Annotated in this window: 20 protein-coding genes and 1 pseudogene; 2 read left to right on the forward strand and 19 right to left on the reverse strand. The window is 45.6% G+C overall.

What is annotated here, in order from left to right; translation table 11 throughout:
* The 4 genes from rnhA to ACZMB2_RS01280 all read right to left on the reverse strand — a co-directional run bounded on the left by rnhA (position 1) and on the right by ACZMB2_RS01280 (position 3,287).
* Entirely contained in the window at positions 1–477 is a 477-nt protein-coding gene (gene rnhA / locus ACZMB2_RS01265) for a ribonuclease HI (protein WP_487595146.1), read from the reverse strand.
* Positions 474–1,166: an MBL fold metallo-hydrolase gene (locus ACZMB2_RS01270; RefSeq protein ID WP_487595147.1), complete on the reverse strand. Its 693-nt coding sequence runs from the start codon at positions 1,164–1,166 to the stop codon at positions 474–476. The genes rnhA and ACZMB2_RS01270 overlap by 4 nt, the downstream gene beginning before the upstream one ends.
* Positions 1,167–1,247: 81 nt before the next feature.
* Positions 1,248–2,915, reverse strand: coding sequence for a fatty acid kinase ATP-binding subunit FakA (fakA, locus tag ACZMB2_RS01275; RefSeq protein ID WP_487595296.1), 1,668 nt, complete (start codon positions 2,913–2,915; stop codon positions 1,248–1,250).
* 15 nt (positions 2,916–2,930) lie between these two features.
* On the reverse strand, positions 2,931–3,287 hold the full coding sequence (locus ACZMB2_RS01280; protein WP_487595148.1) for an Asp23/Gls24 family envelope stress response protein: 357 nt from the start codon (positions 3,285–3,287) through the stop codon (positions 2,931–2,933).
* Between the two features lie 145 nt (positions 3,288–3,432).
* Here ACZMB2_RS01280 and ACZMB2_RS01285 point away from each other — a divergent pair, with 145 nt between their 5' ends.
* On the forward strand, positions 3,433–3,579 hold the full coding sequence (locus tag ACZMB2_RS01285; RefSeq protein WP_487595149.1) for a hypothetical protein: 147 nt from the start codon (positions 3,433–3,435) through the stop codon (positions 3,577–3,579).
* 71 nt (positions 3,580–3,650) lie between these two features.
* Here ACZMB2_RS01285 and rpmB read toward each other — a convergent pair whose 3' ends face one another.
* From rpmB to ACZMB2_RS01360, 15 genes are all read right to left on the reverse strand, one after another.
* Positions 3,651–3,836, reverse strand: coding sequence for a 50S ribosomal protein L28 (gene rpmB, locus ACZMB2_RS01290; RefSeq protein WP_118769424.1), 186 nt, complete (start codon positions 3,834–3,836; stop codon positions 3,651–3,653).
* Positions 3,837–3,966: 130 nt separating this feature from the next.
* On the reverse strand, positions 3,967–4,365 hold the full coding sequence (locus tag ACZMB2_RS01295; RefSeq protein WP_487595150.1) for a GerW family sporulation protein: 399 nt from the start codon (positions 4,363–4,365) through the stop codon (positions 3,967–3,969).
* Between the two features lie 9 nt (positions 4,366–4,374).
* A complete protein-coding gene (locus tag ACZMB2_RS01300; RefSeq protein ID WP_487595151.1) occupies positions 4,375–5,304 on the reverse strand; it encodes a hypothetical protein in 930 nt (309 codons plus the stop codon).
* A gap of 9 nt (positions 5,305–5,313) precedes the next feature.
* Entirely contained in the window at positions 5,314–5,661 is a 348-nt protein-coding gene (locus ACZMB2_RS01305; protein ID WP_487595152.1) for a hypothetical protein, read from the reverse strand.
* A gap of 50 nt (positions 5,662–5,711) precedes the next feature.
* Positions 5,712–6,158 carry an NUDIX hydrolase gene (locus ACZMB2_RS01310; protein ID WP_487595153.1) on the reverse strand — a complete coding sequence of 149 codons (447 nt, stop codon included), beginning with the start codon at positions 6,156–6,158 and terminating at the stop codon, positions 5,712–5,714.
* Positions 6,159–6,252: 94 nt separating this feature from the next.
* A complete protein-coding gene (locus ACZMB2_RS01315) occupies positions 6,253–7,713 on the reverse strand; it encodes a peptidoglycan D,D-transpeptidase FtsI family protein (RefSeq protein ID WP_487595154.1) in 1,461 nt (486 codons plus the stop codon).
* Positions 7,643–9,019 (reverse strand): FtsW/RodA/SpoVE family cell cycle protein, encoded by a 1,377-nt coding sequence (locus tag ACZMB2_RS01320; RefSeq protein WP_487595155.1) that lies wholly within the window; start codon positions 9,017–9,019, stop codon positions 7,643–7,645. The genes ACZMB2_RS01315 and ACZMB2_RS01320 overlap by 71 nt, the downstream gene beginning before the upstream one ends.
* 2 nt (positions 9,020–9,021) lie before the next feature.
* Positions 9,022–11,232 (reverse strand): peptidase U32 family protein, encoded by a 2,211-nt coding sequence (locus ACZMB2_RS01325; RefSeq protein ID WP_487595156.1) that lies wholly within the window; start codon positions 11,230–11,232, stop codon positions 9,022–9,024.
* Between the two features lie 62 nt (positions 11,233–11,294).
* Complete coding sequence (locus ACZMB2_RS01330) at positions 11,295–11,714, reverse strand: cell division protein ZapA (RefSeq protein WP_487595157.1); 420 nt, start codon at positions 11,712–11,714, stop codon at positions 11,295–11,297.
* Positions 11,715–11,762: 48 nt separating this feature from the next.
* Positions 11,763–12,764 (reverse strand): Holliday junction branch migration DNA helicase RuvB, encoded by a 1,002-nt coding sequence (gene ruvB, locus ACZMB2_RS01335; RefSeq protein ID WP_487595158.1) that lies wholly within the window; start codon positions 12,762–12,764, stop codon positions 11,763–11,765.
* A gap of 49 nt (positions 12,765–12,813) precedes the next feature.
* Positions 12,814–13,431 (reverse strand): Holliday junction branch migration protein RuvA, encoded by a 618-nt coding sequence (ruvA, locus tag ACZMB2_RS01340; RefSeq protein WP_487595159.1) that lies wholly within the window; start codon positions 13,429–13,431, stop codon positions 12,814–12,816.
* A gap of 85 nt (positions 13,432–13,516) precedes the next feature.
* On the reverse strand, positions 13,517–13,840 hold the full coding sequence (locus ACZMB2_RS01345; protein WP_487595160.1) for a NusG domain II-containing protein: 324 nt from the start codon (positions 13,838–13,840) through the stop codon (positions 13,517–13,519).
* A gap of 15 nt (positions 13,841–13,855) precedes the next feature.
* Positions 13,856–14,854, reverse strand: coding sequence for a DnaJ C-terminal domain-containing protein (locus ACZMB2_RS01350; protein ID WP_487595161.1), 999 nt, complete (start codon positions 14,852–14,854; stop codon positions 13,856–13,858).
* A gap of 144 nt (positions 14,855–14,998) precedes the next feature.
* Positions 14,999–15,511 carry a transcription repressor NadR gene (locus ACZMB2_RS01355; RefSeq protein ID WP_487595162.1) on the reverse strand — a complete coding sequence of 171 codons (513 nt, stop codon included), beginning with the start codon at positions 15,509–15,511 and terminating at the stop codon, positions 14,999–15,001.
* Positions 15,512–15,531: 20 nt separating this feature from the next.
* Positions 15,532–16,392 carry a YitT family protein gene (locus ACZMB2_RS01360; RefSeq protein WP_487595163.1) on the reverse strand — a complete coding sequence of 287 codons (861 nt, stop codon included), beginning with the start codon at positions 16,390–16,392 and terminating at the stop codon, positions 15,532–15,534.
* A gap of 145 nt (positions 16,393–16,537) precedes the next feature.
* Here ACZMB2_RS01360 and ACZMB2_RS01365 point away from each other — a divergent pair.
* Positions 16,538–16,723: pseudogene (locus ACZMB2_RS01365) on the forward strand (NAD(P)-binding domain-containing protein); the annotation flags it as partial.
* Positions 16,724–16,834: the final 111 nt, after the last annotated feature.

Here is a 16,834-nt window from a genome sequence, read left to right on the forward strand (position 1 = left end):
TTACTCCAGTATCATATCATCCATTAATCTGTCGCCGTCTGCTGCCGTGGTTGCCAGCTGGTCGCATCGCTCGTTCTGCAGGTGTCCGTCATGTCCTTTCACCCAGATAAAGGTTACCTGATGCGGTGCTTTTGCTTTTAAGAGCCGCTTCCAGAGATCCGGATTCTTTACCGGTTTTTTCTGGCTGTTAACCCAATTCTTCTTCAGCCAGGAATCAATCCAATGCTGATTAAATGCATCCACCAGATACTTGGAATCCGAATACAGTTCTACCTCGCAGGGGCGATTCAATGCTTCCAGACCCACAATTGCTGCCATCAGCTCCATACGGTTGTTAGTCGTCTTCTTATACCCCTGTGAAAACTCCCGGATATGCTCCTCCCCCTTTGGATCCACATAGGATAAAATCGTGCCATATCCGCCAGGTCCGTCAGGATTTCCTCTTGCTGCTCCATCCGTATAAATTCTTACCTTCATATGATCCACTCCTGTCCGGTCCGTTCCACCGGATAATATGTTTCCAGAAGTCCTTTCATTTCCGGCTGCTCCATGACTTTTCTGCACACCTCATACTGTCCCCAGCAATGCATCGGAAATACCGCTCTTGCCTCCACATGCTCCAGGAAGTATTTCATTCCCCAGTAATAAGCACTTCCAAGTCTTGGATCCAGTGGAAGAAAGGCTGCATCCAACGTCTCGCCATCAAGTTGATCCACAGATCTCTTATAGTTGCTGGCCATATTATTGTTCCAATATTTTTCTTCTCCCTGCCAATGCCACCAGTTCAAATCTCCTGCATGATAAATCTTCTTTTTATCTGTTTCCACTAAAAACGCCACCCCAACATCTGTGGATTTCAGTGTACGAATCTTCAGTTCTCCAATCTCATACTCTGCACCGGCCTTAACACTGTGAATCCAGTCTCTCCGTTCCTCTTCATGGAATCGGATATCTTTAGAAAGAATATACTCTGCCGCTGGATATTGTTCTTTTAACGCCAGAATTTTTCTGGAAAAATGATCCGGATGACTATGACTATTCAGAAAATAAATCTGGCTGTCCGCCGGATATGCCGGAAGATCTCCTTCCCCATAATAATCAAACACCAACACTTTACCGGCAATTTCCACTGTAAAACAACTGTGGTATATAAACTGTATCTTCATGTTGTCCTCTTCTTTACTGTCCTAAAAAAAGAGACGGCATTTGTTGAAATAAGCCGTCTCTTTTCCCGTTATATCGTTCCGTTACTCTACGGAAATTACGTAATAATAAATCGGCTGGCCTCCTGCGTGTACTTCTACTTCCGCATTCGGATAAAGTGCTGCCAGATCGTCTCCAAGCTTCTGCGCATCCTCTTCGGATACTTCCTCGCCATAGTAAACACCGATGATCTCAGAATCTTCATCCACCAGCTCTTTCATCATTGCCTTAGTCGTTTCTGCAATATCTTTGCCCACCGCAAGAATTCCCTGATCTCCGATACCCATGATATCACCTTCATGGATCTCTTTATCATCGATCTTTGTGTCACGAACTGCATAAGTTACCTGTCCGGTCTTCACATTCTGTATCTCTTCAATCATGCGTTTTTCATTTTCTTCCGGTGTCTCTTCCGGAATGAAATTGATCATAGCCGTAATACCCTGCGGGACTGTCTTTGTCGGAATCACAACAATCTTCTTGTCCTCAGTCAGGTAACTTGCCTGATTAGCTGCCAGAATAATATTCTTATTATTCGGAAGAATGAAAATAGTATCTGCATTCACTTTGTCGATAGCCTCCAGCATATCCTCCGTACTCGGATTCATGGTCTGTCCGCCTTCGATCAAGTAATCAACACCCAGTCCTTTGAAGATTTCTCCTACGCCCTCTCCGATGGATACGGAAACAAATCCCATCTCTTTGCGTGGCTCTTTTTTCTGCTGATTTTCTGCCTTTTTCTGTTCTTCTGCAATCTTGGAAGCATCTTTGATCAGCTTCTCCTCATGTTCCAGACGCATATTATCAATCTTCATATTAGAGAGAGAACCATATGTCAGAGCTCTTTGGATTGCAAGACCCGGATCATTCGTATGTACGTGTACCTTCACAACATCTTCATCGGACACGACTACGATGGAATCACCGATAGACTCCAGAAAATTCTTGAATTCCTGTTCCGTTTTCCGATCATAAGGCTTCTCCAGCATAATGATAAATTCCGTACAATATCCGAATTTGATCTCTGCTTTCGTCTGCTCACTGACCTTTAAGGGCTCGGTTTTTTTAGAAACTTCAAAGGAATAATCCACTTCTTTTCCAAGCAATGCGTCAAAGGCACCCTTCATGGTTTCTACCAGACCCTGTCCACCGGAATCAACCACACCAGCTTCCTTCAGAACCGGAAGCATGTCCGGTGTACACGCCAGAACTGCCTCTGCCTCTTCAATCACAATACGGCAAAACTCTTCAATGTCTTCCACGGTTTCTGCTGCTTCAGCTGCTTTTACTGCTGCACCCTTGGCAACCGTCAAAATGGTACCTTCTTTCGGCTTCATAACTGCCTTATATGCAGTCTCCACTGCCTTTTCCATAGCATCTGCCAGATCTACTACATCCAGATCCTTGTGATCACGGATTCCTTTGGAAAATCCCCTCAGCAGCTGTGAAAGAATAACTCCGGAGTTTCCTCTCGCTCCACGCAATGATCCTGAAGAAATGCATTTTGCCAGTGTCTCCATATCCGGATCCTGAAGTTTCATCACCTCGGATGCAGCCGCGGTAATGGTCATGGTCATATTAGTTCCGGTATCACCATCCGGCACCGGAAATACGTTAAGTTCATTGATCCATTCTTTCTTGGATTCCAGATTTTTTGCACCGCCCAGAAACATTTTTGCAATCATCCGGGCATCAATAGTCCTAATCAAGATGAAGTTCCTCCCTCATTAATCTATCACTCTTACACCTTCCACGAAGATGTCAATCTTTTTGATTTTCATACCAGTAAACTCTTCTACCTGATATCTGACAGAATCCATCAGATTCTCTGATACCACCGGGATATTTACTCCGTAAGCTACAATCACGTGAAATGCCAGATAAATCTCGTTATCTTCGATCTCCACCTCAATACCTCTCGTGATGTTCTCCTTCTTCAGAAGTTTCATCAGACCATCACGCATGTCAAGAGATGCCATACCTACAATACCCGTACAGCCTAGTGCAACGGAGCCTGCATATACTGCAATCACATCCGCATCAATTGAAATATTTCCCAGCTTCGTATTAATCTGTCCCTGCATACGAATACCTCCCGATTAAAATACATAACTGAAATTATTATACCCGATCTCAGTAAAAAATGAAATAAGTTTTTATTATTTTCTATTTTAACATCATCTGCATATACTGGAATAAGGAAATCAGCAGAGGATCGCTCGGCCACCCATGAAAAAAACAATTGGCTTTGTCATGTTCTGGATCGGCATCGGAATCTTTCTGACGCTGTTTTTGCCGGCAGACAACCTTTTCCCACGAATTCTCATGTCTGCAGTCTTTATTATCTGTGGCTATCAGTGTTACTTTTCCTGCTGATAAGTAAAAATCGCAAAAAAGGGGCATCGCACTGCGACACCCCCTATGCATTCCTATCATATGACAGCCGATTAAGCTCTTTCAACTTTACCGGATTTTAAGCAAGAAGTGCATACATACATTTTCTTTGCTCCGCCGTTTACTTTCACTTTTACGGACTTCACATTGGATCTCCACATTTTGTTGGATCTTCTATGGGAATGACTCACATTGTTACCAAAGTGAACACTCTTCTCACAAACTGCACATTTAGCCATCATTGCACCTCCTTAGGGTTATTTGAGTCCCGGAGACTCACAACTTCTGTTATTCTATCAGAAATATTTCTTCTTGGCAAGCAAAATTTTACTTTTTTTACAGACTTTTTTTCAGTTCTGCAAAATCCATTTATTTTTCACCGTCCAGAATATCGTTTACCGCTTTATCCACATCTGGATCAGACTTTTTTCCGGATGTAAATTTGTTGACAAAATCCGGCACCATATCCAGTACTTTCGTCACAGCGTCCTGATTTTTCACATTTACAAGACGGATATTTCCATCTTTGATTACCAGTACCGCGCTGGGGGAAATCTTACCTCCCAGACCGCCTGCGCCATTGTTCTTACTGTCCGATGCAGATGCTCCTGCTCCTACGCCAAAGGTCACATCCACCAGCGGAAGAATAATGGTATCTCCTACCGTAATAGCATCTCCTACCACTGTCTTGCTGGAGATGAAATGATCCATTCCCTGAAACAGAGACGATACAGTAGATTCAAAGGTATTATTATTTTTTTCGCTCATAAGAACCTCCTATTTTTGTTTCCAATGTTTATACATCAGCCGGGTATCCTTATTTCTCCAGATCCGCCATGCGGACAGACAGAAAGGATACAGCCTTATATGTCCTCTGATATGAAGCTCACCTTTTAAAATAAGCTGATCGAAATCCGGATGCAGGGTAAATTCTTCCGGATACCAGGCATAGAGCATGGACAGCATTCCCATGAGAATTCCCGTCGCCGCCGGATCCCATAATCCAAACTGCAGCGTTCCCTTTATTTTGCGTGGTCTGGACCGTTTCCACAGGTAAGAAGCCTCTTTGATCAGCGCTTCCCTTGCCCGCACATGTTCTTCCAGATTCCAGAACTCCACCAAAGTATCTTTCTTCTCTTTGATCTTTTGGATTCTATCACCTAAATGCCGGACAGAATTTCCGATACCTTTCATCCGGTCTGCCATTTTTCGGAAGAAGAGGCAGAGCCTCTCCCATAGAGAAATTTTCGGTTTCTCTGGCTCCGGAATATGCTCTTTTTCTGGAACAGCTTCCTGTTCCGGGGTTTCTTCCGAAGTTTCCTCGGATTCCGGAACTGTCTCTGGTTCCGATGCCGCTTCTGGCTCCGGCGTTTTTTCCGATATCTGTGTTATTTTCTTTACCGGCTCTGGCTTACCCTTCTCCCGCTTCTTCTTTTTCTTCCGAAACGGACGAAACACGGGGATTCCCAAAATCCGAAAACACAAATTCTGCCAGAGTGCTTCTTCCTCCGGCCAGCGTAGTTCGTATTTTACAAACAGAAACCGAAACAGCCATCCGGCCCTTACCGTTACCCGAACCTGTTCCTGCTTTTCCATATCCAATTGATATCTGACCGGCACAAACAATGCTGCACATAACAGCAGAAGAAATAATCCCAGGATACTAAGAAACAGGATTCCCAATATTTTCAGAATTAAAAATACCACATGCAGCATCTATCTTTCCTGTATCCCTTCATTCGATTGAAAATCTTCTTCCCGGAAAAAAGCTTCCACATCGAACCCTCCGGTCTTCTGGAGCACTTCTTCCATAATCTGTGCTGTCAGGCGGAATGCCTCCTGCTTTCCTTCCGCTATTCCGATTACATCCTGTCGCTGATGTTCTGCAAACAGCTCCTGCTTGAGAAATCCGTTATGAAAAATATCCAGCAGATTGCCGGGCACCGTCGGAAGCGTCAGATAATAAATCCCCGGCATCATTTTTCCCTGTGCTGCTCTCCTGCGGACTTTTTCCACATAAAGTGCCGCATTGGGGCCCATATATAGATTTCTGTACCAGCGCATACGCCACCTCCTTTTGAAAAAGAGGCTGTCGTCTCCAACAACCTCTTTGCTTATCTGTGGTTCTTCCAGAGATTATTTCGTTTCATCTCCGTATACTCATTGTATGCCTTTTCCAGAATCTGCTTCTCATTGGGAAATTTCAGAAGATGATATGCCTCATGAAACTTATAATATCCCGAATCCATAAAGTACTCTTCACGCTGTGGCTTACTGTAGTAGCTGTCCGACATCATCAGATACCAGTGGACATCCTTCTCGATCACGTCCTCCGGAACAGTAAATGTATACTGGCTTTTTCCCACATACTTGATAATCTCCGCATCAACACCCGTCTCCTCCCACACCTCGCGGGTAGCTGTCTGGGGATATTCCTCTCCCGGCTCTACAGTTCCTTTTGGCAAAACCCATCCCTCATATTTATTTTTGTAATTCTTATACAGGAGCAGTATCTTGCCTCGAAAAATCACCACACCGCCACAGCTTGTTGCCTCGATCATTGCAATTCCTCCTGTCGCCTGGTGTGCCTCTTAGACTGGCTATAGCATACCATTTTTTCAGGCAAATGACAAGGCAAACCTGTAAAAGCATCTGTTACTCTTTATAATACGCATCAAATACTTTCTTCGCAATAGGTATCGCATATTCGCTTCCGGAGCCGGCTCCTTCCACGATTGCCACCACCACCAGATCATCCTTGCTGCCAGATGCATAACCGGCAAACCAGGCATGGCTCTGCTTTTTGTTGCTGGAATATTCTGCCGTCCCGGTCTTTCCTGCTGCCTCATATACATCACTTTGCAATTTCGTTCCGGTTCCTTCTTCTACGACAGCCCTCAAATATAGCTGCAGGGTTTGCGCTTCTTCTTCCGTCATGAGCTGTCCATAGGTAGTGACCGGATAGGATTCCACCTGCATGCCTGTATAGCTTTCCGTTCGTTTTAAAAATCTTGGTGTCATCAGCACACCGTCATTTGCCACTGCACACATAAGAAGCGCCATATGCATGGGCGTCATCAGCGTGTTGCCCTGACCAATAGCAGTCATCATTTTTAAAATTTCCGGATCAGAAGCTTTTAGCGAAAAAGAACTTTGACTATATGGAAATGCCACCGGCAGTTCCTGATCAAACAATAATTGATCCGTCAGCGACTGAAAGGAAGAGATGTCCAGATCCCGTCCAATTTCCGCGAAAGCACCATTACAGGATTTTGCAAAAGCCTTTGTCAAATCCAGATCTCCATGGGCTTTGCCTTTATAACAGCTGATGGACGTATCCCCAGATGTCACTTTTCCCGTGCAATGGAAAGAAAATCCACTGGCATTCATCTGATGTTCCCGCAAATATTCCAGCAGCGTCAGCATCTTAAAAGTGGATCCGGGGGGATAGAGACCCTGGGTTGCCCGGTTTAAAAGCACACCGTCTTCCGAATTGCTGAAAGAAGACCATTTCTGTGCAATCTCTGAAGGGTCATAATCCGGCTTTGATACCAGTGCCAGCACATCCCCGGTAGACGGCTTCATTACAATCACCGCACCTTTATTAGTGCCAAGCGCATCATGGGTCACTGTCTGCAGTTCCACATCCAACGTAGTCACCAGACTGTCTCCGATATTTTTCTGTTCCTTTAATTCATTCAGGAAACGCTCCACAAAATAGGCATTGGATGTGGTCAGCTGAAAGTTGCCGATACTCTCAATCCCTGTCTTTCCGTATTCTGAGTATCCCAGTACATGGGAAAAAGTACACCCAAAAGGATAGACACGCTTCTCTGTACCATCTGCATCCACCTTTGTGGTTGCCAGTACCTGTCCGTCAGAAGCCAGAATACTGCCGCGGATCACTTGATTTTCCATGGCTTCAATCCGGGCATTATAGGAATTATTGATTACTTCCCTGCTTTTAAATGCCTGAAACCAGACTAGATAGCCGGTCATCAGTACAAACAGTGCCGTAAAAAACAGCAAAATATTGGTGTATTCTTTACTGTTTTGCTTTTTTTGTTTTTGCCTTTTCATCTTTACTTTTGTCATCTTTGTCTTCTTTTCTGTCATTTTCTGCCACCTCATCGCCCCGTTTCAGATACATACCCTGGATAATTGCCCAGATCATAAATGTGGTGAGAAGTGAGCTTCCTCCATAACTGATAAAGGGAAGGGTCACTCCTGTGGAGGGAATGAATTTCATAGCACCACCCACGGACAGGAATACCTGAAAAATCAACAGCACACCCAGTCCAAGCGCCACAAGTTTATAGTAAGTATCCTTAAGACACGCTGCAATATTGATAATCATATAGAAACAGCAGATATATACAAAAATCAAAAAAACAGCAAACAACACGCCCAGTTCCTCCGCAATGGCAGAAAAGATAAAGTCCTGTTCTACTACCGGAATCTTGTAGGGCATTCCCTTTCCCAGACCAGAACCAAACCAGCCACCTGTTCCAATGGCAAACAAAGACTGGGTAACCTGATATCCTTCTTTCTCAATAACAGAAAACGGATCTCTCCACGCCAGCACACGAGTCTGTACATGAGAAAAAAGCCGATAGGCGATAAAGGACGCTCCGCTGCCAGCCAACAGTCCTCCCAGCAGATAAAGAGGCTGTCCAGTTGCCACATACAGAATCATCAGATAAGTCACGAAGTAAATAAGCGCGCCTCCCAGGTCTTTGGACAATACCAGAACCAGCACAAACGCCGCTGCCGCTGCCGTTGTCACTACTACTCTTCGGAAGTCAGGCTGTTTATGCAGCATACCTGCAGCAAAGAATACAAACAGGATCTTCACCAATTCTGACGGTTGGAAAGTCACACCATGAATGGTAATAGCAAGCTTAGCACCATAGCTCAAACTTCCCAGAATCAGCACTGCTGCCAGCAAAAGAAACCCAACAGCGCCATATAGCCAGTAAAGCTCTCTTAATTTTCCTGCTTTCCTGATAATGAGGGGAATCAAAAATGTCAGTCCCATAGCCAGAATTGCCACTTCCAGCTGCCGTTCCGCCTTATCAAAGGACAGGCGGGCCAGCATCAGGAGTCCGATGCTTAACAGCATCAACAAATTATGGTTCAAGAGTTTATCTGCTCTCGGATAAAGCAGATGCTGCAGCACCAGGAATACCACGAAGGCTGCCACCTGTGCCCCGTAAAAATACAGGATTTTCTCATTCTGTGTGTTCAGATACAAAATTCCATTTCCCAGAAAATGCAGCGCAAAAAACAAAATATTCTGCTGCCAGAGGGCCGCTTCTTTTTCTTCATCCTGCAGATTTACCAGTCGGAATCCCTGCAGTGTGTACAATGCCAGCATCAGAATCATGGCATATCTGGAAAGTTCAGTGATTACATTAACCATACTTACTCCACGCCCCGTTTAAAGTGACCTCTTGTAAATTCTCCGTTCCAAGGAGTTCCCGTGATCCACCGTTCCAGTAATTCCCGGGTCTCTTTCCCCTTTTCTGTTGTAAACATCATACGGCAGGCACCTGCTCCCAGGGTTTCCACCTCTGCTTTTCTGTCCAGAAGATACAGCGGCTGACTATTGTAAATCATATTATAGCAATCCAGACAGTAATTCTTTACCGGAAATTCCTTTCGGTAGCGGTCTCGTAAAAACCATTGCTCCGGCTTCTTTTTGCACTGATTTAACGTCCTGTGAACGCAGCCTGCCGTCACCATCATTGGATATCTTCCGTACACTACCTGAATGGAATACTCATAGGAAATCTCCTTTAGTTCCCTGGCGTTTAATTCCAGCGGATTGGTCTGCCAGATGACGCCTCGCTTAGTCCATTCCTGACGGCTCCTTTTATTAAAGGTGTATACATTATGATCAAGAAGAATTTCTTTCTCACAGCCTGCACCTTTCAGAAACACATACTCCTCCGGGTTGCGGATCACATAACCGTCTGCCGGGAGTGACTTCCACATCCGCTGCTTCTCCTCATACCGTTTTTTCGTGTGAAGCCGGAATACCGTCGGAAGCAGCACATAAACCTTCCAGTTTCCCGTCTCCGACGCCTTTTTCTGAAGCTCCGGCACAAGCTCCTGCAGCTCTGCTTCAAAAGTTTCCGCTTCCAGATAAAGGGCGTGAAGCTGTCCCGTCCTCTCCTCCGTAAAATCCAGTACCGCCTGCAGCTGTTCTTTCGTTTCTACAGATACGTGGAGTTTCTGGCTTCCAGAAGCCGCCTTTTTCAAAAAAACTGTCTCTTCTGATTCTTTTGCTTTCGGCTGTTCCCGCCAGTAACGTTCCACCAATGCTTTCTGAAGTGCTTCCAGTCCTGCTCTTCTTAAATTGTTGAGCGCGCCTACTGGCACAAACAAGGTTCCTTCCAAATGAAGATCCAGCTGTTCCCATGTAAATGGCGTTCCTCCCAGTTTCTTCATCTGCTTTAAGAACTGTGCTTCCTCCATAGGGCGGTTCTGTGCCTGCTGCGGCACCTCACCTGTCACTTCCACCTGACAAATCTGACCATCCATCCTGCAGGACAAAGTTAGCTGCATAGGTTCTCCAGGCACAGCCCGGAATTGCCCATGAACAGGTACTTTCCGCTCTGTTTCCACATATTCTGTATGGAGTTTTTCAATCAACGCCTCATATGCCCGTTTTTCCTGATCAGATGCTTTGGCATTTTCCAGCGCCATCATATTTCTTCCATTATGCTGTTCATAGTATCCTCTGGAAAATCCATCCCGGTTAAATAATAAAAGCAATTCTTTCCGATCCGTTTCGGCAACCTGATAGCCTTTGGCACCATTCTGCAGATACTGATCCACATATTTCCTGTAAATCCGTACCACGCCAGCTGTATATTCCGGACGCTTCATACGTCCCTCAATCTTCAGGGAATAGACACCCGCCTCTGCAATCTGCGGAATCAGATCCAGGGCACAGATATCCTTGGGACTTAACAATGTCTGTTCACCGGTCAGCGCTTTTTTCTGCTCATCTACTGCCTGATAAGCGAGACGGCAGGGCTGGGCACATCTTCCACGATTTCCACTTCTCCCACCCAGAATACTACTGAACAGACACTGCCCGGAATAGCAATAACAGAGGGCTCCATGAACAAAGGTCTCCAGCTCCATTCCCGTCTTCTGATAAATGTCTGCAATCTCCTTCAAACTCAGTTCTCTGGAAAGGACGGCACGCTCTACGCCCATTTCCTTCAGAAGCTCCACGGAACCCGATCCACAGATCGTCATCTGGGTGCTGGCATGTACCGGGAGAGACGGAAACCATTTCCGAATGGCACACAGAACCCCCAGATCCTGTACCAGCACTGCATCCAGTCCATGCTCATAGCATGGTTTCAGATACTCATATAATTCCTGTTCCAATTCCTGATCTTTCAGAAGCGTATTAACTGTCAGATATAGTTTTACGCCATACAAATGTGCATAATCAATGGCATCCAGAAGAATCTTCCCTTCCGGATTCTGCGCATAAGCACGCGCACCAAACTTGCTGCCTCCCATATAGACTGCATCCGCTCCTGCACTGACTGCCGCCTTCAGACTTTCAAAAGAGCCTGCCGGGGCTAACACTTCTAATTTTCTCTTTTCCATTCTTCTACTCTCTTTCACAAAACAGGCCAGCTCTTCCGGGCTGGCCTGTCATTCTTCGTTCCTTATAACTTCTGCTCCGGCTTGTGCAGTTTCCGCACAGATGCAGACTGCTTCAGCTGCTTTTTTTCATTCTGAAGCTCACCTTCCAGTTCCTGGATTCGTTTCATCAGGTTGTCCTTCTCCATCCTGGCATCAATCAAATCATGCTTCAGGCTATAAATCTCCTTCTCCCGGTTCTCCAGTTCTTTTTCCAGCTGCTCCTTTGCATCATATGCCTTAAAATACTCATCTGCCAGATTCATATTTTTTAAAAGCTGCTTTTCTTCCGATCCCAGCCGCCGGTATCCTTCCATCTGTGAGACTTTATCCTCCATCTCATTCAGATAAACTGCCACTTTCTGAAGATAGGCTGTACTCTCGTACCCGCTGATGGTATATATTTTTCCATTAATCAGCACTTCCGCTGTGTTCTTCTTCGCCATAGATATTTTCTTCCTCCAGATCGGCTTCTTTCTTATAAGTATACTGATTTATTCAGGAAAAGCAATCCCCAAATGTTTATAAGCCGCCTGGGTTGCCACACGCCCTCTGGATGTCCGGTTTAAAAATCCATTTTGAAGAAGATACGGTTCATACACATCTTCCAGCGTTCCGGCATCTTCTCCCAGCGCTGCAGCCAGCGTGTCCAGCCCCACGGGACCGCCTGCAAATTTTTCAATAATGGTTCTTAAAATCGTCCGGTCAGACTGATCCAGACCGTGGCGGTCCACTTCCAGAAGATCCAACGCAAAGACTGCTACCTCTTCCGTAATCTTTCCATCGTATTTTACCTGGGCAAAATCCCGGACACGCTTCAGCAGACGATTTGCCAGCCGGGGTGTCCCCCTGGATCTTCTGGCCAGCTCCATCGCACCATTCCGGTCGATCTCCACATGAAGTACATCCGCTGATCGAACGATAATCGTGGTCAGTTCTTCCACCGTATAATATTCCAGATGATGCACAACGCCGAAACGGTCTCTTAAAGGTGCTGTCAGAAGTCCTGCTCTTGTAGTCGCACCTACCAATGTAAATTTAGGTAGATCCAACCGGATGCTCCGGGCCGAAGCACCTTTACCAATCATAATATCAATGGCATAATCCTCCATCGCCGGATAAAGCACCTCTTCCACCTGGCGATTCAACCGATGGATCTCATCCACAAAGAGGACATCCCCTTCCTGCAGGTTATTCAGGATAGCTGCCATCTCCCCTGGTTTTTCAATGGCCGGACCACTGGTTACCTTCATGTGAGTTCCCATCTCATTGGCGATAATTCCTGCCAGAGTGGTCTTTCCAAGACCGGGAGGACCGTAAAACAACACATGATCCAGCGCTTCCCCTCTGGACTTGGCCGCTTCAATATAAATCTTCAGATTGCTCTTGGCCCGTTCCTGACCAATGTATTCTGACAAATGCTGCGGACGCAGGGTTCCCTCTATCTGAATATCTTCTTCTGCTTCTTCTGTTGTGATAATTCTGCGGTTGTTCATGCTTCTATCTTTCCATTTCGTTTCATTTTACTATGCAAAATCATTTTGTCTAAAAAGACATGTGTTTGAGCGCTTCCTTCAGCAGCTGCTCCACATCCATGAAGTCTGCCCCTTTGACTGCTCGAACTGCTTTCAAAGCTTCCGTATTTCCATATCCAAGTGCCACCAAAGCTTCCACTGCATCCTGTACCATTTCTGCTCCGGCTGCCACAGCTGTCTCTGGTGTGATTCGATCCGCATTCAGCTTCTTTTCAAAAGCATCCTCCAGATCCAGTTTGTCCTTCAGTTCCAAAATAATCTTCTGGGCAGTCTTTGCCCCGATTCCCGGTGTCTTCGCAATCCGCTTTGCATCATCCGCCAATACGGCAAACCGAAGATCATCCGCTCCCAACGCCGACAAAATAGCCAATCCCGCTTTCGGTCCCACACCATTCACTGCAATAAGCATCCGGAACATCTGAAGATCATCCTTCGTCAGAAAGCCAAATAAAATGACCGCATCTTCACGGACCTGCATATAGGTATACAGCTTAATCTCCTGTCCGGTTCCTCCCATCAGATCCAGAATCTGTCCCGGAACCAGGACTTCATATCCCACTCCATGAACATCCAGAACCAGACTGTTCCCTGTAATATCTTCTACCATTCCTTTTAAAAATGCGATCATCTCATCGTCTCTCCCGCTGTCATCTGTTTTTCTACTTTGCTTATCATAGCATGAAATCAGGAGAACCGCAATCATATGTTCGATTTTATTCTGCTTTTACTTCTACCATCACCTTATGAGGCATACACACAATCAGTTCCTCGTCCTGACTGATGGGTGCTGCATTTACGCAAATCTGATCCGGGCAATCTGCCCAGATCATATCTGCTGTTCCGTCATGAATCTCCAGACGATTTCCATCTCCAATCTCAATAACCTGATCTTTTTCCAAGGGATAAGTTCCAAAGGCTTCTCCATCTATCGTCACAACCACCTGGCTGCCCTCTGATTTTCCAAGTAAAAACCACGCTCCCAGCACCCCGGCTGCCAGCAAAACTGCCGCTGCCAGTATCCAGTCACTTTTTTTCATTCTGCCTTTCCTTCCTTAACCTGCTCTTCTGTATTGTACCGCACGATTCCGGCACGCTTCATATTCTCTTAATTTGCCCGCAGATTCCGCGTCCAGATTCTTCGGAACCTCGATCCTGACAACCACATAGAAATCCCCCCACGTGGAAGAATTGCCCAACACCGGTGCTCCTTTTCCTCTTAAACGTATCTTACTGCCCGACTGGGTGCCAGCCGGAATCTTGCACATGACAGCTCCATTTAATGTCTGCACTCTTACCTCTCCGCCAAAAACTGCCGTAGTGAAGGGAATCTGCACATCTGCATAAATATCCGTTCCCTTCCGCTCAAATCCGGCTTTCTGGCCTATATGAACTTTCAGGAACAGATCGCCCGGTTCACCGCCGTTTCTTCCTGGCATTCCTTTGCCTTTCAGCCGCACACTTTTACCCTCATCAATGCCTGCCGGGATGTGCACCTGCAGAGACTGTGGTCTGCCGGAACCATCCTGACTGTTTAAATGAATCACCTTATCACAGCCAAATATGGCATCATCAAATCCCACCTGTACATCTGCATGAAGATCTTCTCCTTTCATGCGATAGCTCTGCTGACGAAATCCACCGTTTCCACGTCCATGGAACATATCTCCGAACATGTCACCGAAAATATCGCCCATATCACCGCCTTCAAAATGAAATTCCTGATAATTGCTGCCCTGGCCGAAACCACTCTGACCAAAACCGCCCTGACCGAAGCCTCCGTGGAAACCGCCGGAAGAAGCACGTTTATATGCTTCCGGATCAAATCCTTCCTGGAAAGCAGCAAACCCATACTGATCATAGAGTTTTCTCTTTTTTTCATCTCCAAGGACATCATAGGCTTCATTAATCTCTTTGAACTTTTCTGCTGCCTGTTCATCTCCCTGATTCGTATCCGGATGATACTTCTTCGCTAATTTTCTATATGCACGTTTTATTTCATTTTCATCGGCACTCTTCTGAATTCCAAGCACTTCATAATAATCTTTTTTCATATCAGCCACCTCCTGGTGCAGCCGTTACCGGCTTTATAAAATCCCGACCACTGGGCCGGGAGATTCTAATTTTCTATGTTCTAGTTGAACTATAACACATATATTTTACTTTTTCAAGCACCTGGAGGTAATTTCATATACTTTTCACAGATAGTGTTTTTTACGAAGCTCCGCCTCCAACAGATCGAGATGCTCCTCCGACGGCGCTGTCACAGTGTGATAATGCCATCCATCGGTCAGCATATTCAACGGATGTGCTCCGCAATCTTTCATTCTTGCCACAAACTGTCCCACTTCCAACCGGTTATGCACCATCAGGTCCGCACGAATCTGACCATACAGTGGATGTTCCACAAATACATCCAGAACCGTTCCTCCAAAGTCCACCATCGTCTGAAGCTCATCCAGAGTTTCCTCTGTTGCGTGATTTACCCGGAACACCCGGACACAGCCCCTTTGCTTTTCCACAGATGGCATCACATATCCCTTATAAGTAGACATGATTTCTTTATTTTCTGCTCTTAAGAGCGCCACATCCTGTACAATCACCTGTCTGCTCACATGGAGTCTGCCCGCCAGGTCCGTTCCGGATACCGGCTGCTCTCTTTCTCTTAAAATTTCCAGGATCTGTGCCCGTCTTTTCTCCCCTTCGCTCATGTAAAACGCCTCTTTTCCTGTTAATCTTCTGGTTTCTGATAGAATCTTCCTGACAATTGGGATGTTTTAATCGCATTGATAAACGCGTGTTCGTCCACCTCCCGCACCGCTTTGATCACATGCTTGCTCTCTGCACTGGAAACCACAGAGTACACCATGTTCCGTTCCTCCAGTTCATAGGACCCTTCTCCCTGCAAAATGGTAGCTCCGTGATGACTTACCTGGGAAATTGCATCACAGACCGCCCTCGGATGATTCGTCACAATAAAGAGGGTCTGCTGCTGGTATTTTTTGTACAGTGTATGTAGTACCTGAGTGGACGCATACTGATAAATAATGGAGTACAACGCCTTGTCCCAGCCGAACAGAAGACCCGCCACTGCAAGAATCAACACATTGAGACCCAGTACCAGGTTCCAAGCATCCATTCCTTTCCGCTCTGACAGAAAAATTGCAATAAAATCCGTTCCGCCGGTGGTAGCATTTCCAAAGAGGCAGAGGCTCATAACAGAACCATTGATAATGCCTCCGAAAATACTGATGAGCAGGGTATCCGATGTAATAGAATAACCTGGAAGTAAATCCGTCAGAATACCGGACAGTAAAATCATCAGACAGGAATAACCAGTAAACTTCTTTCCAATATACCGAAATCCGATATACACGGGAATGGCATTCAAGATCACATTTACCAGTGTATAGGGTACTTCTATATGAAAAAACATTCTGGCAGAACGCTGAATCAGGATTGTGAGTCCCGTCGCTCCTCCCGGAAAAAGACCGCCGGTTCTTACAAATGTCTTAATATTCAATGCCATGATCACCGCTGCCAGACAGACAATCACAAATCTTCTGACATCCTCTTTCCAATTCATTTTCATGAATGTTTTCCCCAACCTTTCTTATGTTCTTTTTATTATCATGCCATACTCCGGCCTTTCCCGCAAGACTTTCCTTTCACTCTGGTATCTGAATTCTGCCTGTGCTAAAATAAAGAAAATTCTTGTTTTGAGGAGGCCTGATTCTGTGAAAACCATTGGTTTTGTCGGTGTAGGTATTATGGGAAAATCCATGGTACGCAATCTTATGAAAGCCGGATTTGAACTGCACATTTATGCCAGGATCAAATCCAAAGTCGAGGATGTGATCAGCGAAGGCGCTATTTTTCACGATTCTATCAAAGAATGCGCAGACAGGCGGGATGCGGTGATATGGGAACTCAGGCACTGATCAAATATTACGAAGAGACAAAAGAAAATTAAGTTTTTAAGTTTTAGAAATCACAGCACCTAAAAAGGGTATGCAGCCAAACTGCATACCCTT

The sequence above is a fragment of the Hominiventricola sp. genome (assembly GCF_057604405.1).